Below are 22,094 nucleotides of genomic sequence, written 5' to 3' on the forward strand. Positions count from 1 at the left end.
ACCTTCTACCTTCTACCTTCTACCTTCTACCTTCTACCTTCTACCTTCTACCTTCTACCTTCTACCTTCTACCTTCTACCTTCTACCTTCTACCTTCTACCTTCTACCTTCACAAATTGTAAGTTTATGAGCGCCTCCCTGCAAGCAAAGCATGTAAGCATAGTTTGAGATGGAGTATGAACCTCATTCACTAATTGTGTGACTATCTTTTCTTTATCTAACTAAATAGGCAGCAAAAAAGCGAGTTAGTGAAGCCAAATTCATTAGTGGGAAACTTCATTGCCCGAGTAAGGAACCTAGATGACACTATCGCCCAAACTCAACCCTTTGAGTAGTGAAATAAGCCATACTCTCTTCACTAAATAGCGAAAAGCGTCATAAAACCATCCATATACCAACCATCGCCCCTCATAAAGGAACTTCTGCACTTCTGCTCTTCTGCACTCCTACTCTCCCGCACACTCCCCAGTTAACGACATAACGATTCAGCTACTCAAAAAAACAGGCACCAGATACACATATAAATTGTGCATCAAATCCCTGTCTCAAAACGATCCACTTTACTTCAACCACCACATGTAAGCATAGCTGGAGTATGAACCTCATTCACTAATTGTGTGACTATTTTTTCTTTATCTGACTAAATAGGCAGCAAAAATGTGAGTTAGTGAAGCTAGGTTCATTAGTGGGAAACTTCGTTGCCCGAGTAACGAACCTAGATGACACTATCGCCCAAACTCAGTCCTTTGAGTAGTGAAATAAGCCATACTCTCTTCACTAGATAGCGAAAAAGCTTCATAAAACCATCCTTACACCAACCATCGCCGTCCGTAAAGGTACTTCTGCACTTCTGCACTTCTGCACTTCTGCACTTCTGCACTTCTGCACTTCTGCACTTCTGCTCTTCTGCTCTTCTGTTCTTCTGCGATCCTACTCTCCCGCACACTCCCCCACTTAACCACACTCCAATTCAGCTACTCAAAAAAACAGGCACCGAATACACAACTAGATTGTGCATCCTATGCCTGTCGCAAAATGATCTACTTTGCAGCAACAAATCCATACCTCTCAAAAATCTGGACAGCCTCTGCCGATTGCAGATACTTATAAAACTCCTCAGCTTCTGCCGAGTATTTGGTAGCTTCGACGATCCCTACTGGATATCGAATGGGTGAATACAGCTTAGAATCTACCTGTAATGCAATGGCCACTTTATTCGAGCTTAATGCATCGGTCTTATAGACCAAGCCAGCTTCAGCATTGCCTGATTCTACATAAGTGAGGACTTGGCGCACATCCTTTGCATAAACGAATTTAGGCTGCAGCTTATCCCATAGTGAGGCATTCCTTAAAGCCTCAGACGCATATTCACCAGCCGGCACTGTCTTCGGATCGCCAATTGCGATATGCAGCAGTCCCTCTTGTCCCAGATCATCTAGCTTAGCAACATTGACCCCGCTCGAATTTGAAGTGATTACAACGAGCTCATTAAGAAGCAGATCCTTGTGCTTTTCTCCTTTAATTAATTGCTTATCTACCAGCTTGTCCATATTTTTCGTTGAGGCTGACAGGAATAGATCTACCGGTGCCCCCTGTTCAATTTGCTGCTGCAATGCGCCAGATGAACCGAAATTATACTGCAGTTTAACGGAGCTGTTCTTTTCTTCATATATCGACTTAATCTCTTGCATCGCATCCGTCAAGCTAGCTGCTGCTGAAATCGTTAACTCTACACTTTCCTTATCCTGCTTGCCGCCGCATCCTGCCAGGACGAGAATTAGCAATGCCAGCAAGCAAATTTGATATTGCCTGAACTTTTTACTCATGATTTACTCCAGCCTCTCTTTCTTAACCTTTCCATATACAACTCTATTTTTATAAGAATACCAGCATCAGGTCAGCAATGAAATATCTATAGTAAAGGCTGCGAAATTGAATGAACAGCCCCTTTAAATTCTATAATTAAAAACTAAAATTAACCTCGTTAATAATAAACCATGGAGAAAATGCTCAACATGGGCCTCACTATCTACTTAATGAAAAGATAACAATTCTTTCAGCTAACCTCATCAAACAGGGGGATATTTGTAAAATATTATGATAAAATGCAATTAGGACAAAAAGATGAAAAATCCCCCTATCTATTATTGACCGTTAGGTTCGCAATATATTTCAGTCGGAGGTCGAAAGAATGAAATCAGTTCAGGGCTTTACCTTTTTTCTCATCATTCTATTATCAGCTGCGGGCTGCACGAATATAGAACAAGAGCCAGAGCCATCTGTAACTGTACCAACTCCAACACCGGTTGTGCAAGTAGAACAAGAGGAGCCAAGCTTCGTTGGCCTTACCTGGCTCAAGCCCAACGGCGAGACCTTGCGTGAACAGCCCCTGCAATCAGCTATACTTATTCAGCCTATTTGGACCGATAGCGATGAGCAGCGTCAAGACTCCCTATTGCTCTATCATAGTGATGATAGTCAGAGCTTGGTCGATCTTACAACGGGTGAAGTAGAGACGCTTCGCTTAATAGAGTGGCCTGATGCCGAGAAAAATTTTGACAATGATTACGGTACAACCTTATTATTCTCAGATAGATTTATTGGCGATATGTCCTTTGTGGTCAAAGGCAACCGCATCTTATACAGCGTAAACAGAAGAACCGGTGAAGCGCGTAAGCTATATGTTTCGGAGAACGTTATCTATGGAATGTCTTCTTCACCTGACGGCAACCGAATTGCACTTCTAGTCTCTCCGGATTCTACTAATGGCACTTATGCCGATCTTATACTGCTCAACACAGAGGGAAAAGAACTATTAAGAGAATCCAAGGCAAGTTATATCAGCCATAGTGATGGGTTCGTATTCGTCTATCCGATGACATGGGTAGACAACCGTACCATAGTTGTGCCTGGTCGCTGGAAGAATGGTGAGAATTACGTCTCAGGAAAGTCTTTTATCAATGTAAATGATAATTCCGTAAAATATGAAGTCAACGAGAAGCTGCTCGATCAGGTCACAATGGGTTCATGTATACTCGTTCACCGTAAGGATTCAGGTCAATTGATTTTATGGCAATCTAAGCCTGGTGACCAGACTTACCATATCGGGATTGATAAGAACCTTTAAACCTTGCTCCCAGTCACTCTCTTATTTTTATATTTCCATTAAAGTGACGTTCGTCTATATAAATATCTTTCTTTTTTATTTGATAGACGAACCAGGTATTAGGATGAATGTCTTTACCTAGAGTTACATTAGCGAAATGTGTTAATCTAAATTGGGGAAATTTAGTAGAACGAGCTAGCATTATTTCTTCAATTTCCCTGCCGCTTGATATAACTAGATTATGCTCATCGAAATTAACATCATTAATCGTTATTTTATATTCGGATAGCTTCTCAGCATCCCTAACAAGGTACCACCACCCCGTAATAGTTAGCTCATCCTCCGACTCTACTCTGGCAATTTCTTTATAGGATACGATCGCACTCTTTTTAGCGAAGTACACGAAGGTCACAGCACTTGCTGCCACTGCCAGGACCATGATCATCCAAATCATTGTTCTTCTGTTCATATTCCCATCCCTCAAATAATAGAAGTAATTTATAATAACCAATCAGCTTTTCTTTGTATTCCATATCCAATGTATTAATGACATGATTATAGTCGAAATTAAGGTAGTTACTTCTAACATTTTAAGCTAAACCGCCTTATTAGAGCCCCAAAGTTGAGGTTTATTCCAATTTGGTACTCTCTAAATTATGTTGTCTATTTCTTTTAAATTTGTGCAAAAGATGTCCAGCCAGCAATGCAGGTATAATGAGAAGTTCATGTATGAGCCTTTCTATTGAAAAATCAAGAAATAAACTGATGAGGCTTAAAAGTACAATAACGATCCCCAGCAGCAATACATTCTCTAGACGAGCCTCATCTCTTCGAGAAGTGAAATTCCCAATAAAAAACAAGCTACCCAAAGAAATACTGATATAAATGAGTTCATCATGCCCAGCTAAGAAAAACAGTTCGCTACAAAAAAAGAATAATAGTAATCCAAAGATCGATGCACTAACTGTAATAGTGAGGTAAAATAATACAATACCTAAAAATATAGGTCTGCTGTCGAATCTCTTTTTGTTGATCAGAATCCATTCCCCCTTAGGTTATCTCTGATGTTATCAAACGATAATTCTATCTCCATATGATCACCGATCGCATGAGGAACGGCTATACTTATACCAAGCGAATTTTCTGTCCAATAGCTGTATGTAGCTGATGAGTTAATGTCGCTTTCTTCATCCGCCTCTTCAAAGATATGTAAGCAGATCACAATTTCTAAAACCACTCATTACATCCTCAAATACTCTCTCATCCTTCAAACTCAATTGTTCATCAAAAGCTATATATTGCCCCTCTTTAAACTTTTGCACAAATCCATCTTCGACATTCACTATGTCACTTAATTTAACTGCTCTTTCTTCTGCCAAATTAATATTTGATGTAAAAAAACATTCTCTGGGTATGCAGCACCCTCTGTATATTTAATTCCTGAAAACTGAATGCTCAGTAAATCACCAATTTTCCTCATGATTCGATAATTTATTTTCAGTGTAATATTGCTGTCCTCTTTCGAATAGGTATCGAGCAGTATTGAAATACATATAGCTATTATGACTTGAATACACACTCTTACAGCAACTGATTTAATGTTTGCTCGTTGAATGAGCTCACTTACAATTCCACCAAGCAACACGAACGGTAAAGAACCGAAAAATACAATTAAAACTCCATTAAACACACCCGTTATTCCGAGCTTTCGTGTAAATGCTGTAGCAAATAACAGATAGCAAAATATAATAGCGAACAATGAACCGCATATGCCCGAAGCTATTTTTTTCATAGGATCACCCTCTTAAGCGGCAAGAATAACTAATTGGTTTCGTAATAATAAGTATTCCCGCCGTAAATTTGATTATTGAAAATAAAATTTAAAAAAGGAATTCGAATCATATAATTTTGCCAACTTCATCCTTATTATAAGTTGAAATCAAGCTCATAATCTATAAATTGGATAGAAAAGCGATAATTAAAAAAAGATCATCCTGCGTGCAGGAGATCCCTTTTATTTAACTCTCTTATGGTAGAAATTGCTCTGTACGAATTACACCAAGACGTTTCGCTTCTACGATAGCTTCCGACCTTGATCGTACGCTGAGTTTCTCAAAAATTCGAGTTAAGTTATACTCAACTGTTCGTTGGCTCATCATTAGCTTTTGAGCAATATCTTTATTACTATTCCCGTTGGCGACCTCTTGAAGTATGCTCTGATCACGTTCATTAATCGTAACATCTTCTATTGCTTTCTCTGCACGAGTAATTTTCACTTCACTTCTTCTAAGCTGCTTCAAGAGCGCAACTGGAACTACCGCTTCTCCACGCATAGCGCATCGAATATTGTTAAGCAATTGCTCACGTGAGACAGTCTTTGAGATAAAACCTGAGGCTCCACATTCAATCAACAAATTAAAGTGACTGCTAAGCTCGTATCCGGTATAAATAAGAACCCTGCATTCAGGGTCTTGCTGTATAAGACGTTTGGTTAATTCCAGACCATTAATGCCTGGCATATTCAAATCGCATAGTATAATATCAAAGGGCTCCGAATCTACCGCCTCAAGTGCCTCCATAGCAGACAGGACAACTGTTACCTTCATTTCCGTATCCTGCTCAATCATCGTCTTGGTACCTTCCCCAACTGAGGGATGATCGTCAACTAATAAGATACGAATCACGCAATAATCCCCTTTCTGAACGTTCTGACGACATTATTTGCGGCAAGTTAATCTCGACCTCTAGGCCATCTCCATGATTCGAACGAAAGCTAATGCTTCCTTCGAGACTAGCTACTCGTTCCTTGATTCCGGATAAGCCCATATGCTCAAAAGATGCTTGCATATAATCAACATCCATACCGACCCCATCATCTCGATAACGAAAATAAATATGCCCCTTGCGCTCTTCCAATTCTAGGATAACATTATTCGCACGTGAATGCTTCGCTGCATTACGCAGCAATTCCTGCACGATACGATAAATAGCTGTAATTTGCTCTTCATTCAATGGTTGAACAAACGGTTTAGGAAGAAAGTCTACCGAGAAATTATCTCTCATCTGTGTGTGCTCGACAATAGATTCCACTGCTTCAACAACACCCATTTCCTTCAAGAGTGGAGGACGCAGCTCATTACAGGTTTCTCTAATTTGATGAATGACATCAAGCAGACCCTCTTTAATCTCCTCTAATTCATGGGACATCTGATCCGAGATTGGATGGTCCATCATTATGCTCTCAAGCTTACGGTACCAAATCAATTGATCTTGAAGTGCCGAATCATGCAGATCAGCAGCCAGCTTACGCCGTTCGTTCTCCGATAGGCAAAACAACAACCGCAGAACCCAAGGTGAAGTAGATTGCTCCTTCCGCACCTCGGACTCCAAATTTTCTATTAATCCCTCAATTAAATAAAGGTTCTCGAATACAATACCCGCATAATTCGCTAAGGTCTTCAACCAGCGAAGCTCGTCCGTATTGAAATGTGTATGATTCGTCTTAGGACCAATCCACACAACATGATACTTCGAACGCTGACGTCCAATAATAAGACCTAGCCCATGAGGCAATTCTATCAGTTCTCCTATTTGTAAAGAATCCACTATTTGCAAAAGAAACGTAGATATTGTCTTCTCTATATCTGTATCCCCTCGGGGCCTAACTTCTGCTTTGACATAATCAACTAATAAGAATTCAATACGATTTACAGGGAGGAGCTCATTAATTTCATGTTTAATAACTTCTTCTAAATCCGTTCGTTTCATAACTCTAGCAACTTTTCTTGAGAATCGATCTAAACTATCCTGATAACTATACATAGCTTTAAACAATTTCGGTCGAATTCTGTGGTCGATTTGTTCCTTTAAATATTGAAATAAAATCATTCCTATATACACTAAAACGAATATTTTAAAGAATGCATTCCATTCCAGACTGGAACTGCTTCTTAGAATAAGCAAAGTAAGTATCGAAACAAAGACAGCAGGAAAAAAAGCTAATGATATATAATATTTAAATCTAGTTAAAATAAAATTAATATCAAAGAGCTGATTAGAAGTTAATAAGTAGATATAAACAATAGGTAGTATAAATAGAAACGGAGCTGTAAATGCAGCAGGAAATAACTGAGTATTCCAAATGAATAAAGGAATTAAATTGAGGGCAGTGAACGGTGTAAATGCAAAGACATGTGCTGATAAAGTAATTTTGAACAGTGAGCTCAATTTTGAATGTCTATGTATAATATATGTTTTTACGAGTTGAACAAAACACACAAAATTACCTAGCATTAATATTAAATAATATAATTTTTTTATAAATGAAAAGAACACGATAGGAATGATATCTGTCCAAATATAAATCAAACAGGTAATTTCAATAAGACTAAATAAACCTAGCAATAACAATAGGCTTTTCCTTTTTATAAAAACTACTTCAAATCTACTTAAATATTTATTCATGAACAACAAGAAGATTAATGGAATATTAGGCAAAAAGGTATAAATTACTGTGTATCCTATAAGATCACTCCTATAGGAACCCCCTGATGCATAGTAACATATGCCTATCATGGAGAAAAACATCATTAATAAAGTAACTGCACTATCATTTTTCCTCTTTTTATAGAGAAACAGTGACAACGCAGAAAATAAAATCACAGAACTGAGAGGCAATACGATTTGGATAAACAGCTCCCAATTTGTATGCTCGCCTTTCCATCCCTTAGTAAAGGAGACCAGCTGCAAGGTTCCATTCCTATGCTTCACAAGTACTGTTTCGGACTTTTCAATGGAAAGAAATTTATCCAAATTAGAATATTGCTCTGCTGGAAATCCATTAACTTCTTTTATTTCGTCATTTAGAACTATCCCTTTGAGTAATGCCTGACCAGCTGGCTCAATAGCAGTTACAATATATTGATTCCTTTCATTCTTTTTAACCTCAAGACCGATGAAAGGCTCACTAATCACAATGATTGTAATATAGATTAATATGATCGTTAAAGTAATCAGGAAGAGAGGAATGCTGATCTTCTTAAGTATTAGATTCATCATGATCTCCTCCTGATTTCTTTAACAAAATGATACATTAACCCCAAAACGAATATGAATAATCGCTTTTCTTTTCTTTATTAACAAGTATATCTTTAAGAGCATTATGTTCTGCGAGAGATACACCCTCTACCTGTAGTTGTCCCCCTGAAAATACAGCCATATTTTCTACATTGCTAACTAATGAACGAATTGCATCTTTTAACATAGTAAATCCTCCCTGTTATATAGTTCTAATTAATAATACTACTATAACAAGGATATTTGCGACTGAGAACGCCAATCTAGTTCGTAGTTCCCGCAAAGACCTTTGCGGAATAGGTATAAATATCTATTTTTACCCAAAATAAATAGATATTCCCTCCTCAAAAGGTCTGCTTTCTGGAATTTCCAGAAATAACTCCCTAAACCGGTTATAATGGATTCGGCTCTTAACAGCTCCATAGAGAGAGGCGCCGCTTCGTTCACAAGCTTCAATAAATGCTTGCTGCTTATCCACTATCTGCTCTGTCGTTAAGCGTCCTTCGAAATAGTCGGCGATCCACTGATCCTGCTCCTTAATCTCCTCTAGTAAGAAGAAGATCAGCAGGGTCTTCTTGCGCTGCAAGAAATCACTCTTATCATCCCAGCGAAGCAAATCTCTCACATCATTCTGAAATTGCGCAGCCATTCCTAGCTCCATTGCATATTCAGCTACTCCATCATGCCATTCATGACCGGCTAACATAACTCCGCTCATACAAGCATATATCAATAGGGAGGCTGACTTGTCCGACACCATCGCCGTATAAGTGTCTTCATCCAAGACAGCGTCGACTAGATCGACCATCTGTCCATTCGCAGACTTCAGCAGCTGTCGATTCATCATCTCTAAGGTATGCAACACAAGCGTTCGATCCATCTCGCAATCCAGCATCGCTTGCTGGGACAAGGTCATAAGAGACATCGCAAGGTGCATAGCAACAGAAAGAGGCGCCTTCGACCATGCTTGGTTCGGGGCGTCTCTATCTTGTAAATCATCTAATATATCGGATGCGAGAATGAACAACTCTACAGCGGCCGCTGCGCGGTATATTCCTTCATCTGCTCCTCCGAACATTCGGTAATGCAACACAGTAAGCGGACCGAACCGCATCGGTTCCCTTAGCTTGTCATCTATGAACGCTAGAGCATAATGTGCAAGCGGCTTTGCCGTATAATAGCGCTCCACCAGCTCTCTCATTTCTCGTTCAATTCTAGTTACCCACTCTTCCACCAGTCACCCTCCACCCGAATAGTCCTATGACTATTTTACACGATGGAATAAAATGTCGGCAACAGCCTGGACAAAGCCTCCCTTATTTCCCTCCTTTTTGTCTCGAGTAACCCGTTTTTGAACGATCACCTCCCCATTAATTTGATCAAGCAGTACCGCCAGCATCTTCATTCTTTCCTCTACTACATCGCCTCGGTGCATTGAGATTGGCGGATCTTTGATGTCTTTACCCTGATGCTCCATTTACCGAAGCCCTCCTCCAACTAAACGCCGTTATACTTCTGCGTAAGCGAAATGGACATATACCGCTTCCATGGTCAGGCCACCTGCAGGAATCTTTGAGATCAACTTGTTCGGTGTATCACACATCACGAGTTCTCCTTTGCGCAATACGGCAATACGATCACAATTCCGCTGCATCTCTCCCATATCATGAGAAGAGATAACAATCGTTTTCCCCTGCCTCTTCTGCTCCAGCAAGATTGACCAATATTCTGATCGAGTCTGCTGATCAAGCCCAGTGGTTGGTTCGTCTAGAAATATAATGCTTGGATCATTCACTAACGCGATCGCAAGCGCCATACGCTGCTGCCAACCCCCTGATAATCGCTTGATCATCTTATGCTGATGCGGCTCTAATCCGAATTCGCATATGATCTTATCCAAATCTGCTTTACGTCTATAGAACGACTGAAACATCTCTAGCGCCTCTCTTACAGTAAGCCTATCTAATAGAGAAGTGCTATTAAGCTGTATGCCTATGAATTCTTTCAGTCTGTCTGATTCAATTATCGCATCAATGCCCAGTACTTCAATCCGCCCATTGTCAGGCTTTCTAAGTCCCATAAGCATTTCCAACAAAGTTGTTTTCCCTGCTCCATTAGTCCCAATAATACCGAACAATTCTCCTTCCTTCACTTGGAAAGACACTTGTTCGATTGCATTGTTGGAGCCATATGATTTACATAGCGAGCTTACCTGAATGACCGTTTGTTTGTTCACCTGTATGTATCCTCCATTCACGCGAAGCAGCGCGCTCCAGCAAGCTTCTTTCTACATATTCTTTGGTAGTTCTACAATAACTTAAGTACTAAACGATTACACCGAAAATCTTACTGCGAACCCACACAAATCTTTTGCGCCCCCGCAACGCAAAAAATAGGCCCCCGCAGCATAAATGCTGCGAGTAAGCCTATTTCATTCTATCCCCGTTATCCACAGAGTTATCCACATTAGAGGATAAATTGTTAGTTAATTCTGTCGATACTGACGATTTAAAATGTAGGATTCGTAAAGGAAATTCTCTCTTCCAGGAAGCCCTCTACCGTTCTTATACGTATTTATACACTTTATGCACAATATCCACAGAATATACATGAAAAAACTATCCACTTTCCACGCACATCTCCGCTAACAGCACAGAGCTTGATTTATAGGGATTTTCAATACATATGCACAATCCCCATCAAACCTGTGGATAACTAATGATTATTGTGGATATTACACAATATTTTCCTTCTTATCCCGTTTGCTGCCGGTCATAACTGCTTGATTGCATGCCGCAACATACGCTTGCGCTGCCGCAAAAATGATATCTCTGTGAATCGATGTGCCACGGAAACGCTCCTTCTGATGCACGATCGTGACGACGGCCTCCCCATGAGCGTCTTCTCCTGTCGATAAGGAATGCAGCTCCAAATCCTCAAATTCAGCAGCGACTGGGATCGCCTGTTGAATGCAATGGATGACCGCCTCCAGCGGACCTTCTCCTGTTCCTGTATAGGAATGCTCTTCCCCATCAGAGCTCTGGCGTATCGTTACTGTCGCGATTCTCGACTTGTGGCTGCCAGCCAGCACCTGCAGATCAGCCAGCATATAAGGATCTGGCTGTGTAGCTGTGGTCTCGCCTGCGATCCGAATCAGCTCATCGTCCGTAACGATTTTTTTCTCGTCAGCAAGCTTCTTGAACTGCTCGTAGACGTCTGCCAGCTCTGTCTCATTAACGTCCACACCGTATTCAGACAAGCGGTGCTTGATCGCATGACGACCGGAATGGCGACCCAGAATAATCATGCTGCGCGAAATACCCATTGCCTCAGGGTCCATAATTTCATACGTATTGCGGTTCTTAAGCAGGCCATCCTGGTGTATCCCTGACTCATGCTGGAACGCGTTACGGCCAACGATTGGTTTATTGAATGCAATCGGGTAATGCATCGCCCGGCTGACCATACGGGAGGTTTCATAGATCTCGCTCGGCTGGATATTTGTTTCCAGATTCAGTACAGATTTGCGAGTCTCGATAATCATAGCCAGCTCTTCAAGTGAACAGTTGCCTGCACGTTCACCCACGCCATTCACAGTTACCTCTATTTGAGTAGCTCCCCCGCGAATAGCTGCCAGACTGTTCGCGACCGCCATTCCCAGATCATTATGATTATGTGCGCTATAACGTACCGTATTGCCTCCACGAGCGCCGGTGCGAACGGAGCGGAACAGATCCTCAACTTCATCCGGCAGCGCATAGCCAAGCGTATCAGGCAAATTAATGATCGTCGCTCCAGCTGCAATTGCAGCCTCCACCAGCTCAATCACGAAGGCACGGTCTGCCCGAGTAGAATCCATTGCTGAGAATTCAATCTCATCAACGAACTGCTTGCCGTAAGAGACCATGTCTCGGGCGATCTGTACAACCTCAGCTCGGGATTTGCGCAATTGATGGGTCAGATGGATATCCGACGAGGAGATGAACAGATGAAGGCGTCTCTTTGCCGCATCCTGCGTTGCTCGGGCAGCTGCATCAATATCGATCTTCATCGCACGGGCGAAGCCGACAATCTCTACATGCTGAAGCTCGCGGGATATTTGCTGAATAGCTGCGAACTCACCTGGGCTGGAGATCGCAAAGCCAGGCTCTATCGCATCAATGCCCAGCTTCGCCAGTTGGCGTGCGATTATAATTTTTCTCTCTGGATCAATAGAAGCACCGGGTGATTGCTCGCCATCACGCAGTGTTGTATCAAAAATCTGGATTTTTTTCATTCCGTTCTGAGTAGGCATATTCATATTCATTACCTCCGTTTAGTGGGTTTGAATCAATATTTTAATCAACAAAAAAAGCCTGCCGTCTCCTAATGAAGAGACGACAGGCTTATAAAGGCCACCGTGGTACCACTCTAATTGGCCGGACCCTTGCTGCAGAGCTCGTGCACAAGCTCTGCGGGCTCCAACCCGCTTGATGCCCGATAACGGAGGCTGACCGTTACGATATACGCCATGATCGGCATGTTAGCCAAGCATGGTTTCCACCGTTCCATTCCCAAGCGAGTTCGAACCTTAGCTTCGACTGCGTCGCACCGACCCGCAGCTCTCTGTGGCATTTCAACAGGTACCGGGAGCAATCCCGGGCCTATCTGCCTTTACCAGCTTGTCGTTCTACTACTCTTGTTCTTCACGTTTGTTATATCTTCCCTTACTTCCAATCTTAGCTTGCATGAGCAACAAAAAAAGCCTGTCGTCTCTTGAATCAAGAGACGACAGGCTATCATTAACCTGCGCGGTACCACCCTTGTTGACATATTCCCTTGCATTCGCACAAGGAAGTTTATGTCCACCTTAGGCACATCGTCAACATGCTGATCGATGCGCACCCGATTACGGGGGTTAGCCGTTACAACGTACGCGCCTTCCGCTGTTCATGACCAGCATTGGCCTCCGTCGTTCCGCTCCCAGGCGAGTTTCAGGTATCCTTCGACTGCGTTGCACCGACCCGCAGCTCTCTAATCCCGGACGAACCTTACTATTCCTGTTCATTGCGTTTGCAAAGTATCGAATTGGAAGTAATGTTGCTTATTATAGTACCCCACAAATAATCTGTCAATTCATTACGATCATTTTTTTGAAAAGAATTCCTAAGCATACCTATTGACCAACCGACCAACCCTCCAAAGAAAAGTTAGGCTCGGCCTTCATATCGAGGGAGGTAAATTCCCCTCTCTGCCACTTCAAATGAGCCGCTGCACCGATCATTGCGGCATTGTCCGTACATAGGCGATGCGGCGGAATAAGCAATTGCACTCGCTCCTTGTTGCATCGCTCAGTCAGCGCTGCTCTCAAGCCGCGGTTCGCAGCAACGCCCCCGCAGAGCAGTAGCTGCTTCGCCCCGAATTCATGCACAGCTCGAATCGCTTTCTCCACCAGCACCTCTATGACGGATTCCTGGAAACCTCTTGCCAAGGCTGCCGTATTAAGCGTCTCGCCCTTCATATTCGTCTGATTGATAACCGCAAGGACCGCAGATTTCAAGCCGCTGAGGCTGAAATCATACGAGCCCGCCTCCAGCCAAGCGCGCGGCAACTCAATAGATTCCGTCGCCTCCATCGCAAGCCGATCTACATGAGGGCCACCCGGATAGGGGAATTTAAGCGCTCTTGCCACTTTGTCATAGGCTTCCCCAACCGCATCGTCCCGTGTACGCCCAATCATTCGGAATGAGCCCGGACTCTCCAGCAGCACCAATTCCGTATGCCCGCCGGATACGACCAGTGCCATACAAGGATATTCCAGCTCATGCACAAGCTGATTGGCATAAATATGTCCAGCTATATGGTGAGTTCCGATAAAAGGCACATCCAGCGCCATTGCTAGCGTTTTGGCTGCAACAATACCAACAAGCAGAGCACCGACAAGGCCCGGTCCCTGAGTTACGGCAACCGCCGATATATCCTTCAAGGATAATCCCGACTCTTCAACAGCCTGCTCTATCATTAGTGTAATGACCTCGACATGTTTGCGGGAAGCAATCTCAGGCACGACACCGCCGTAGCGTTGATGAACCTCGATCTGGCTGGAGATGACGTTAGACAAAATTTCTTTTCCACCGCGAATAACAGCCACCGAAGTCTCATCACAGCTTGTCTCAATCGCTAGAATAATTCCCTCTTGTGCGTTATCTGGAGCTTGCTGCTTATCGTTCATAATCATTCCTCACACTCCTCTGCACTTACCTGATTAGGCGCAAGCTCAGCCCACATGATAAGTGCATCCTCCAAATTATCCGAATAATACGCGGGCCTTATGCCCGAGGCCTCGAAGCCAAGCTTGCGATACAAAGACTGTGCCACCTGATTCGATACCCGAACCTCAAGCGTCATCTTGGCTGCACCCAAAAAGGCGGCCGTCCGCTGCAGCTCGGTCAGCAGCTTTTCGCCTAGCCCCATGCCGCGATATTCAGCCAGTACAGCAATATTGGTTACATGAGCCTCGTCAATAATAATCCACATGCCGCCATAGCCAATAATTTGACCCTCGTATTCCATGATCATATATCTGGCGAATAGATTATTGGTCAGCTCATTGATGAAGGCCTCCTCTGTCCAAGGCGTAGTAAAGGCCTCCTGCTCTATCGCTACAATCGCTGCAATATCATTCATGGTCATCGAGCGGAACACCAATCGTTCCCTGTTCATTGGTTCCATCATCATGGCCGCTCCTCCAATGACTTCGATGACAATAGCCTCTCAGCTTCTGTCAGCTGCGTATAATTCGGAATCAGCGTATGTGTATCCGATAATTCGCCATTGCTCAGCTTCTCTCTTCCCAGCTGAGCTACCCATCTTCCTTCCAGCTCATAGGTTAACAGCTGTACCTCTATCCCTGCCTCTTCAACTAATTGCCGCAAGCGAATCGCTTCTGCTTCATGCAGAGACAAATCACCCGCAACCCATATTCGAGCAACATTCGCGGACGGTTCAGCTGCAAGTGCCGCTACCTGCTCAACCCAGTCATGCATCAGCAAAATTCTATCGTCAGCGAACTGGGTCCATGCGCCACCAGCACTCATCGCATATCCGCCTGTGTACACTTGGCCGCGTCGAGCATCCATAATTGGCAGTACCCATTCCGCTGTTCCTTCTCTATGGTCAGATGCCCGGTCCGCTGATACATTTCGGGCAGCATGATGCCAGCCGCCATAAGCCAGTGCCTCCAGACTGGAGACGCCTATTAGCGGCTTATTCCATACCCATGCCAACGTTTTGGCAGCCGATACGGCAATACGCATCCCTGTATAAGAGCCCGGTCCATGGCCCACTGCAATAGCCCCTAAAGTCTCTTCCGATATTCTGCAGTCTGCTAACAGCTGCTTGAGATGCGTCACGATATAGACCGAATGATTACGCTCTGCGAAGGACTGGATTTCTCCGAGCATCTCGTCCCCGCTAATAATTGCCGCAGCAAGAGCTGCTGTGGAAGTATCAAAAGCCAGTATCGGCTGATTCCTATTGTCTGCCGTCATTATGTCCTGCCCCCATCTCGTTCAGAGCTGCACACCAAGAGGCGTACGGCTCCCCGATCCCTTTCATGCGGAAGCTGCGCTGCTCGCCGCCCTCATGCTCTATATAAATTTCTAACCGTTCTTGCGGGAGCAGCTCTTCAATCAAGCTTGCCCATTCCACAATCGTCACGCCGCCGCCGAAAAAATAATCATCTAACCCCAGCTCATCGGCTTCCTCCAACGATAATCGATAAACATCCATATGATAAAAAGGCAGCTGCCTGCCTTCATATTCCTTAATAATTGTAAAAGTAGGGCTGTTCACTATTTCCTTCACGCCGATCGCTCTAGCAAAAGCTTGCGAGAATGCTGTTTTGCCAGCACCCAAATCCCCGTCTAACGCAAGCACTACGCCAGGCTGCGCAAGCTTAGCTAGCTGCTTTGCTAAATCAGCAGTCTGCTGCAAGCTCCCTACCTTGCTCGTCGTTTGTTCTGTTCTCATTCTTCCCATCATTTCACACCTCGCTACGTTCCTTCAAAAATGATTATATCCCCGCTTCTGAAGGGATGTGCGCCTCTGCGAATGATTAACAGCAGCCTCTTCAATAAGCTCTACGCCAGGCTGACCAGCCACAGTCTCCCCGACAATATAAAAAGGCAGCCCTTCTCCATGAAACGCTTGCTGAGCAAGCTGGGCAGCACCCGCTTCCATCGTACCTAGAAGCACATAATCCTCGCCCCCATAGAGCATCCAATCCAGCGGATCGCATCCAATCCTGTTCGCATAAGCAGCCAGGCTTCCACTTCGCGGCAGCGCCCGTTCCCACAATACAATTCTTAGCTGCGAGGCTTCGGCTATTTCCCAAGCCTCGCTTGCCAGCCCATCGCTTACATCATTGAGTGAATGGCATTTACCTTGCTGCTGCAACAGCCGCCCCGCTCGTACGGAGGGCTGTGGTCTGCGATGCGCCTCCACAATTGCAGCAGCTTGCGCTGCACTAATCGTCTTGCCGGCATCGCTATCCTCCCCAGCAAGCAGCAAATGCAGACCAGCGGCCGACATTCCGATCGGCCCGGTCAAGAAGACGGCATCGCCGGGCTTCGCCGTAGAGCGGCGCAATGCCCGCCCAGCTTCGACGGTTCCCGTCAACGTCACCGCAATGACCAAATGCTGCGGCGATGATGTTGTATCGCCCCCTACAATAGCTACGCCATATTGCTCTGCGCAGGCGTACAATCCATCATACAACCGCCGCATTCTCTCCGGTCCGAATGAAGCAGGCACGCTCACCGAGATGAGCGCATGCAAGGGCATGCCGCCCATGGCCGCGATATCGCTTATATTAGCGGCAAGAGCCTTGTAGCCAATGTCCGCTTCTCCCATCGTTATTGCATTGAAATGTACGGTTTCGACCATCGTATCCATCGTCAAAAGAAATTCATACGGCTCGCCCACATTTGGGATCTGGCAAGCTGGATTAACGATAGCGGTGTCATCACCGATACTTAGAACAACACCCCGTTCACGCTGCCACTCTATGCTCTGCCGCTCCTCCGTCCAATGACGGATGCGTGCGAACTCGTCCACCTTCCGATCTCCTCCGGTTCGATTGCCATAATGCCAAGCCAATATTATCGTTATTTTACCGCACTAGTGGGGATATTCAAAGAAAAACAACCAAACGTAAGGCCAATAATGAAACGCCCTCTCGTATCAGCCCTTACAAACAGGCGACACAAGAGGGCGTGAGGATGGTCATCCCATAAATCTTGAACGTTTCAATCCCAGCTGAGCCGGATCTTAAAGCTCCTTAACGATGGTCAAATGCAACTCATCCTTAAGCTCAAGATCATACGGAGATTGTGGAGGATTGCCATCTGCTTCTTTGATGATTCGCACCCGCGGTCGATGGAGAGCAAGCTCATTATTGACCGATACAACCCCGATCTGGCCCGAGCTCAGAAGCAGTGTCGTTGAGACAGGATAGATCGAAATATGACGGCAAAAGATCTTGATTAGATCCAGATCGAAATAAGTGTTCCCCGCTGCAAATAGAAATTCAATTGCCTCGCTCGGCGTATAGCGCTTACGGTAAGGCCTTGGTGAAGTTAAGGCATCATAGGTATCCGCTAGCCCGACAATCTGGGCGAACATATGAATCTCCTCCCCCTTCAAGCTGCGGGGATAGCCGGTGCCATTATAACGTTCATGATGCTGAAGCGCGCAATGCGCGGACACGATGGAAATATCATGATATTTGCGCAATATATCAAAGCCCTCTTTGGGATGGCTCTGCATAATCTTCTGCTCTTGCTCAGTTAAGCCTTCATTTTTATCAAGCAGCTTCTGAGGAAGCTTGGTCATTCCGATATCAAATAACAGAGCACCGATCCCTAGTTCTTCTAACTGGATACGGTTGAACCCTTTTGCAATGCCTATAATGCCAGCCAGAATGCTCACATTAACGGAATGCTGGAACAAATAAGCGTCCGTTACATGAATACTCGATAAGTTAACCATCATATTCGGTCTTGTAGCAAGATCCTGCATGATTTGCCCAAATACGGTTCGAAAAGTTCGCCCCATGTCCGGAGCAATTGTTCTACCCTTTATGATAGGCTGATCCTTGAACGTGTTCATCGTCTTGAACACAGCATCCACGGCCAGCTTACGTGTCTCATCACGTATGGACTCTTCCGGGAATAGATCTTCAGTCTGTCCATCTTCAATAAACAAATAGTCGACTCCAAGCAGCTTCAACCGGCTAACAAAACGTTCATTAAGCTCAACACCCTCACCAAGAAGAATACTGCCATTCTCTTGAAAGATAGGTTTTGCGAGCCTGTCTCCGGGATTGACCATTCCAATGTGTACTTTTCTCATCGATAGTTCCTGCTTTCTATCGTTTTGCACTCTATAACCGGATTACTATAGTTTATCAGATAATAGCAAGACTGACTAGAAAACCTATACAGAAACTGAACATAAACTAAACACATCAAAAAGAGATCCTCGCTTTCCAATCAGAAAGTAAGGATCTCTTATGCCATCTTTCGTTTAACAATACGATTGCGCCCATTATATTTCGCCTCATATAAAGCAGCATCCGCTTGTGAGAGAATCTCACGCAAGAAGGCCTTGGGATCATCCAGCACATGTGGGGTAAAATGTTCAATGGTTACTACCCCTATGCTGATTGTAACGGACACCATCTGCTCCCCATGTCCGGTCTTCACTTGATTATACTCTACTACTTCCTTCACTAGATCTGCCATTTTGTCGGCCTGTTCCCGGTTCGTGTGAGGCAGATAGACGGTAAATTCTTCTCCGCCATATCTTGCAAGAACATCTGTCTGCCGCAAGGTGCTGCGAACAGCCTCGGCAGTCCCGCAGATCACTTCGTCTCCTATCAAATGTCCATATTGATCATTAATAGATTTGAAGAGGTCGATATCGAATAAGAAAATAGAGAACGGGATGCCATAGCGAACATTAAGCGCCACCTCTTCTTCCAGTTGTTGAAGCAGGTATCTGCGGTTGAAGCAGCCCGTCAGGCTATCCGTAATCGCCATATGCTCCAGCTTCTTATTCGCCTCGGACAGCTCATCCTGCATGACCATCAGCTTGCGATTGCGCTCCTGTAACAGCTCATTCTGAGTATTGGTCTCTTCTACTAGAAGCCTCATTTCCGTAACATCATAGAAGGTTAACAGTCGTCCTATCCTATTCTTCTTGCTAAGAATCGGCGCTGACTTTACCACCACGTACTGATATTTGCCGTATGACAAATTAATCTCCAGCTCTTGCCGCTCCAACGGGTCTTTCCCCTGCTGATCAAAAAAGCTCTCGAATTCTTTGATCACATGCTCGGGCAAATCTTCTCCTATTATTCGAGGATTGAAGCGCTCTCCTATTTGAAGCCTTAGAATAGGCTGAATCGCTTTGTTGAACTCAATAATAATATCATTCTCATCCAGCACGATAATGCCGGTTGATATCGTATTCATAACATCCCGCTGGACAATTTGAATAATGTCCAATACCCTGTGGCGCGTTATAGCATGAACCAAATAAGCTGCTGATGCTGCCAGGCCAATGGATACAAGCGGGAAATAACCAGCAAATCTATCAATCCAAATCACATTCACGAGCAAATCAGCTACTCCGAACAAAAGCAGAACGAACATGCCGTTCGCCGCGGTTCTCACCAGCTTCTTATGTCGCAGTCCGACATCCTTCCTGAGCGTATGGATCATAATCACAATAGACATGATTAGATACAGCAATAATTGTGCCATCATAAACCAGTATAGCGGCCCGCTCACGAGCTGCTTCGTCTCTTCCAGCTGCGGACTAATCCTAATGAACATTTGGCCAGGATTAATCAAGGCGCATAGTGCAGACACGATCGCTGGAGCAACCAGCCACAGCAAGCGATTCAGCCGAATCACTTGTCCCGTGAAAATAATAATGAATGCAAACCAGCTAGCTCCAGTCAGAGATAGCCCCACATATGACATGCAAAGATAAAACAGCTTATACGATAAATCAGAGGTTGTCTGAGCGATAAACTGAGATAACGGCCATATCATAAATATGATGTGTAGAAATAAGTAGATCTTATGCAGTATCGTAGCTGAGCTAGAGGCAAATACGTAAAAAAATAGACCCAGCAGTACAAGGAACATGCTAAAGTCTAGCCACATCATCGATTCCAATAGATTCACCCATTCATTTCATATCCATCTATTCCCATTGTAACAAATGTTTTTTTTATGAGCAATGACCTGAAAGGCTGACTATCTACTATTTAGTTTGTTTTTCAGGCCAGCGATCCTTTAATAATTGTTCAAATGCAGGTGCTATATGCAAAAATTCACGGAATTTCTCATATTGCTCCCATTTCTTTTCAATTATGCCCGCTTCACTGCGAACGGCTCTGATCAGCAGGTTTTTCGGGGTATGCTCGGGATCAACAAACTCAAGCATTTGCACCTTGTAGCCCAGAACCTCCAGCAAATTGCCTCGCGCTGCGTCTGTTACTAAGGCGGCGAATCGTTCTTTCAGCAAGCCTTGTGATAAAAGGGGCGCAAATACATCGCTGCGAATCTGCTTGAACACCTCGTGCTGGCAGCAAGGCACAGACATAATGACAGAGGCTCCCCATTTGACCGCCTTAGCCAGAGCTGCATCCGTCGCAGTATCACAAGCATGAAGCGTAACGACCATATCTGCCTCGCTCAGCTCCTCATAATCCGCAATATCGCCAACCATAAAGGTCAGCTTGTCATAGCCAAGCTTGCCCGCAAGCTCTGAGCAAAAAGCAATAACATCAGCCTTCAAGTCCAATCCGATAATCGTAATATCACGCTGCTGCTCAACGGCAAGCAAATGATACAATGCAAAAGTAAGATAAGATTTGCCACAGCCGAAATCTACAATCGTAATTGGACGATCAGTTGGGAGGCTCGGCAGCACATCGGTTACCATCTCCAAAAAACGATTGATTTGGCGGTATTTATCCTGTTTTTTTGCGTGGACCATACCGTCCTTCGTCATAATGCCCAGCTCAACGAGGAAAGGAGCCGCGTTGCCTTCTGCGATAATACGCTGCTTCTGACGATTATGCTGCAGCGCCTCCCCTTTTGCTTTTCCTGTAGGGGGTTTGCTCAGCACAGCTGCCTTGCCCTTCTTATTGAACAAAAGCTGCACATCTGCTTCTGGCGACTTGAATAAAGCCTGCTTATAATCTTCCTCCAGCATGCGAATGATCTTGCCAGCAGCTTGATCCGGCAATACGTTATCATGAGTTACCTTGTTTGCATAATGATGCTCAAATTGATAGTGCAGCCCGTTCTTCAGCTGTATGGGGCGTACAATTATTTTGGGCGCTGCCTCCCCGTCTTTACGGCGCAACTGACTCATCGTCCCCTGCAGCAGCCCCGCTTCCTTAATCAACTTATGAATATCTTGCTGCCATTGCTCAGCCATTCTCCGTCCACTCCTTATCTACTATCGCCACCCTGCTGGCGCTCTTCCATTCCGCTTCATGCGCATGGGGAATCCGGGTACGCTATTCGCTCGACCTAGCCCCGCTTACCTCTCTCACGCGCTGCTTTACGGAACCGTGTTCCGCTATTCGCACCCACCAGCCGCTTTTCGCTTCTTTAGCGGAACCCAGGTACGCTATTCGCTCACCCTGCCCCGCTTACCTCTCTCACGCGCTGCTTTACGGAACCGTGTTCCGCTATTCGCGCCCACTAGCCGCTTTTCGCTTCTTTAGCGGAACACAGGTACGCTATTCGCTCGACCTAGCCCCGCTTACCTCTCTCACGCGCTGCTTTACGGAACCGTGTTCCGCTATTCGCACCCACCAGCCGCTTTTCGCTTCTTTAGCGGAACC

Annotated in this window: 20 protein-coding genes; 1 reads left to right on the forward strand and 19 read right to left on the reverse strand. The window is 44.6% G+C overall.

Annotated elements, in window-relative coordinates:
* Nucleotides 1-1,040: 1,040 nt before the first annotated feature.
* A complete protein-coding gene (gene modA, locus AC50YO_RS24860; protein WP_494851201.1) occupies nt 1,041-1,826 on the reverse strand; it encodes a molybdate ABC transporter substrate-binding protein in 786 nt (261 codons plus the stop codon).
* 365 nt (nt 1,827-2,191) lie between these two features.
* Here modA and AC50YO_RS24865 point away from each other — a divergent pair, with 365 nt between their 5' ends.
* Entirely contained in the window at nt 2,192-3,127 is a 936-nt protein-coding gene (locus tag AC50YO_RS24865; RefSeq protein WP_494851203.1) for a TolB-like translocation protein, read from the forward strand.
* Nucleotides 3,128-3,140: 13 nt separating this feature from the next.
* On the opposite strand, the gene AC50YO_RS24870 is transcribed toward AC50YO_RS24865, so the two are convergent.
* From AC50YO_RS24870 to AC50YO_RS24955, 18 genes are all read right to left on the reverse strand, one after another.
* On the reverse strand, nt 3,141-3,575 hold the full coding sequence (locus AC50YO_RS24870) for a hypothetical protein (protein WP_494851204.1): 435 nt from the start codon (nt 3,573-3,575) through the stop codon (nt 3,141-3,143).
* Between the two features lie 730 nt (nt 3,576-4,305).
* Nucleotides 4,306-4,485 carry a hypothetical protein gene (locus AC50YO_RS24875; RefSeq protein ID WP_494851205.1) on the reverse strand — a complete coding sequence of 60 codons (180 nt, stop codon included), beginning with the start codon at nt 4,483-4,485 and terminating at the stop codon, nt 4,306-4,308.
* The gene (locus AC50YO_RS24880) at nt 4,458-4,898 is read right to left on the reverse strand and encodes a hypothetical protein (protein WP_494851206.1); all 441 of its coding nucleotides are present in this window, start codon (nt 4,896-4,898) and stop codon (nt 4,458-4,460) included. The genes AC50YO_RS24875 and AC50YO_RS24880 overlap by 28 nt, the downstream gene beginning before the upstream one ends.
* A gap of 235 nt (nt 4,899-5,133) precedes the next feature.
* Nucleotides 5,134-5,790: a response regulator gene (locus AC50YO_RS24885; protein ID WP_494851208.1), complete on the reverse strand. Its 657-nt coding sequence runs from the start codon at nt 5,788-5,790 to the stop codon at nt 5,134-5,136.
* Nucleotides 5,768-8,164 (reverse strand): ATP-binding protein, encoded by a 2,397-nt coding sequence (locus AC50YO_RS24890; protein WP_494851212.1) that lies wholly within the window; start codon nt 8,162-8,164, stop codon nt 5,768-5,770. The genes AC50YO_RS24885 and AC50YO_RS24890 overlap by 23 nt, the downstream gene beginning before the upstream one ends.
* A gap of 34 nt (nt 8,165-8,198) precedes the next feature.
* A complete protein-coding gene (comX, locus tag AC50YO_RS24895; RefSeq protein ID WP_494851214.1) occupies nt 8,199-8,369 on the reverse strand; it encodes a competence pheromone ComX in 171 nt (56 codons plus the stop codon).
* 129 nt (nt 8,370-8,498) lie between these two features.
* A complete protein-coding gene (locus AC50YO_RS24900) occupies nt 8,499-9,416 on the reverse strand; it encodes a polyprenyl synthetase family protein (RefSeq protein WP_494851215.1) in 918 nt (305 codons plus the stop codon).
* Nucleotides 9,417-9,446: 30 nt separating this feature from the next.
* The gene (locus AC50YO_RS24905) at nt 9,447-9,659 is read right to left on the reverse strand and encodes a hypothetical protein (RefSeq protein ID WP_494851216.1); all 213 of its coding nucleotides are present in this window, start codon (nt 9,657-9,659) and stop codon (nt 9,447-9,449) included.
* Nucleotides 9,660-9,689: 30 nt separating this feature from the next.
* Entirely contained in the window at nt 9,690-10,418 is a 729-nt protein-coding gene (locus AC50YO_RS24910) for an ABC transporter ATP-binding protein (protein ID WP_494851217.1), read from the reverse strand.
* A gap of 498 nt (nt 10,419-10,916) precedes the next feature.
* Entirely contained in the window at nt 10,917-12,458 is a 1,542-nt protein-coding gene (locus tag AC50YO_RS24915; protein WP_494851228.1) for a 2-isopropylmalate synthase, read from the reverse strand.
* Between the two features lie 879 nt (nt 12,459-13,337).
* Entirely contained in the window at nt 13,338-14,399 is a 1,062-nt protein-coding gene (gene tsaD, locus AC50YO_RS24920) for a tRNA (adenosine(37)-N6)-threonylcarbamoyltransferase complex transferase subunit TsaD (protein ID WP_494851218.1), read from the reverse strand.
* Nucleotides 14,396-14,896 carry a ribosomal protein S18-alanine N-acetyltransferase gene (gene rimI / locus AC50YO_RS24925; RefSeq protein WP_494851229.1) on the reverse strand — a complete coding sequence of 167 codons (501 nt, stop codon included), beginning with the start codon at nt 14,894-14,896 and terminating at the stop codon, nt 14,396-14,398. Before rimI ends, tsaD begins: the two co-directional genes overlap by 4 nt.
* Nucleotides 14,896-15,711 (reverse strand): tRNA (adenosine(37)-N6)-threonylcarbamoyltransferase complex dimerization subunit type 1 TsaB, encoded by an 816-nt coding sequence (gene tsaB, locus AC50YO_RS24930; RefSeq protein ID WP_494851220.1) that lies wholly within the window; start codon nt 15,709-15,711, stop codon nt 14,896-14,898. Before tsaB ends, rimI begins: the two co-directional genes overlap by 1 nt.
* Nucleotides 15,695-16,204, reverse strand: a complete 510-nt coding sequence (gene tsaE, locus AC50YO_RS24935) for a tRNA (adenosine(37)-N6)-threonylcarbamoyltransferase complex ATPase subunit type 1 TsaE (RefSeq protein ID WP_494851221.1) — start codon at nt 16,202-16,204, stop codon at nt 15,695-15,697. The genes tsaB and tsaE overlap by 17 nt, the downstream gene beginning before the upstream one ends.
* A gap of 21 nt (nt 16,205-16,225) precedes the next feature.
* Complete coding sequence (gene thiL, locus AC50YO_RS24940) at nt 16,226-17,278, reverse strand: thiamine-phosphate kinase (RefSeq protein WP_494851222.1); 1,053 nt, start codon at nt 17,276-17,278, stop codon at nt 16,226-16,228.
* Nucleotides 17,279-17,491: 213 nt separating this feature from the next.
* Complete coding sequence (locus tag AC50YO_RS24945; RefSeq protein ID WP_494851224.1) at nt 17,492-18,574, reverse strand: HD-GYP domain-containing protein; 1,083 nt, start codon at nt 18,572-18,574, stop codon at nt 17,492-17,494.
* Nucleotides 18,575-18,732: 158 nt separating this feature from the next.
* Nucleotides 18,733-20,400, reverse strand: a complete 1,668-nt coding sequence (locus AC50YO_RS24950) for a histidine kinase N-terminal 7TM domain-containing diguanylate cyclase (RefSeq protein ID WP_494851225.1) — start codon at nt 20,398-20,400, stop codon at nt 18,733-18,735.
* Nucleotides 20,401-20,497: 97 nt separating this feature from the next.
* Nucleotides 20,498-21,682, reverse strand: coding sequence for a class I SAM-dependent methyltransferase (locus AC50YO_RS24955; RefSeq protein ID WP_494851227.1), 1,185 nt, complete (start codon nt 21,680-21,682; stop codon nt 20,498-20,500).
* Nucleotides 21,683-22,094 lie beyond the last annotated feature (412 nt).

Source organism: Paenibacillus sp. J22P59 (genome assembly GCF_059383895.1).

Bases quoted from the DNA above. Each gene is read 5' to 3' on its own strand.
- modA (WP_494851201.1), bottom strand. From the start codon at position 1,826: ATGAGTAAAAAGTTCAGGCAATATCAAATTTGCTTGCTGGCATTGCTA.
- AC50YO_RS24915 (WP_494851228.1), bottom strand. From the start codon at position 12,458: ATGAAAAAAATCCAGATTTTTGATACAACACTGCGTGATGGCGAGCAA.
- comX (WP_494851214.1), bottom strand. From the start codon at position 8,369: ATGTTAAAAGATGCAATTCGTTCATTAGTTAGCAATGTAGAAAATATG.
- AC50YO_RS24955 (WP_494851227.1), bottom strand. From the start codon at position 21,682: ATGGCTGAGCAATGGCAGCAAGATATTCATAAGTTGATTAAGGAAGCG.
- tsaE (WP_494851221.1), bottom strand. From the start codon at position 16,204: ATGATGGGAAGAATGAGAACAGAACAAACGACGAGCAAGGTAGGGAGC.
- tsaB (WP_494851220.1), bottom strand. From the start codon at position 15,711: ATGACGGCAGACAATAGGAATCAGCCGATACTGGCTTTTGATACTTCC.
- AC50YO_RS24890 (WP_494851212.1), bottom strand. From the start codon at position 8,164: ATGATGAATCTAATACTTAAGAAGATCAGCATTCCTCTCTTCCTGATT.
- AC50YO_RS24880 (WP_494851206.1), bottom strand. From the start codon at position 4,898: ATGAAAAAAATAGCTTCGGGCATATGCGGTTCATTGTTCGCTATTATA.
- AC50YO_RS24950 (WP_494851225.1), bottom strand. From the start codon at position 20,400: ATGATGTGGCTAGACTTTAGCATGTTCCTTGTACTGCTGGGTCTATTT.
- tsaD (WP_494851218.1), bottom strand. From the start codon at position 14,399: ATGATTATGAACGATAAGCAGCAAGCTCCAGATAACGCACAAGAGGGA.
- AC50YO_RS24865 (WP_494851203.1), top strand. From the start codon at position 2,192: ATGAAATCAGTTCAGGGCTTTACCTTTTTTCTCATCATTCTATTATCA.
- AC50YO_RS24945 (WP_494851224.1), bottom strand. From the start codon at position 18,574: ATGAGAAAAGTACACATTGGAATGGTCAATCCCGGAGACAGGCTCGCA.
- AC50YO_RS24905 (WP_494851216.1), bottom strand. From the start codon at position 9,659: ATGGAGCATCAGGGTAAAGACATCAAAGATCCGCCAATCTCAATGCAC.
- AC50YO_RS24870 (WP_494851204.1), bottom strand. From the start codon at position 3,575: ATGAACAGAAGAACAATGATTTGGATGATCATGGTCCTGGCAGTGGCA.
- rimI (WP_494851229.1), bottom strand. From the start codon at position 14,896: ATGATGGAACCAATGAACAGGGAACGATTGGTGTTCCGCTCGATGACC.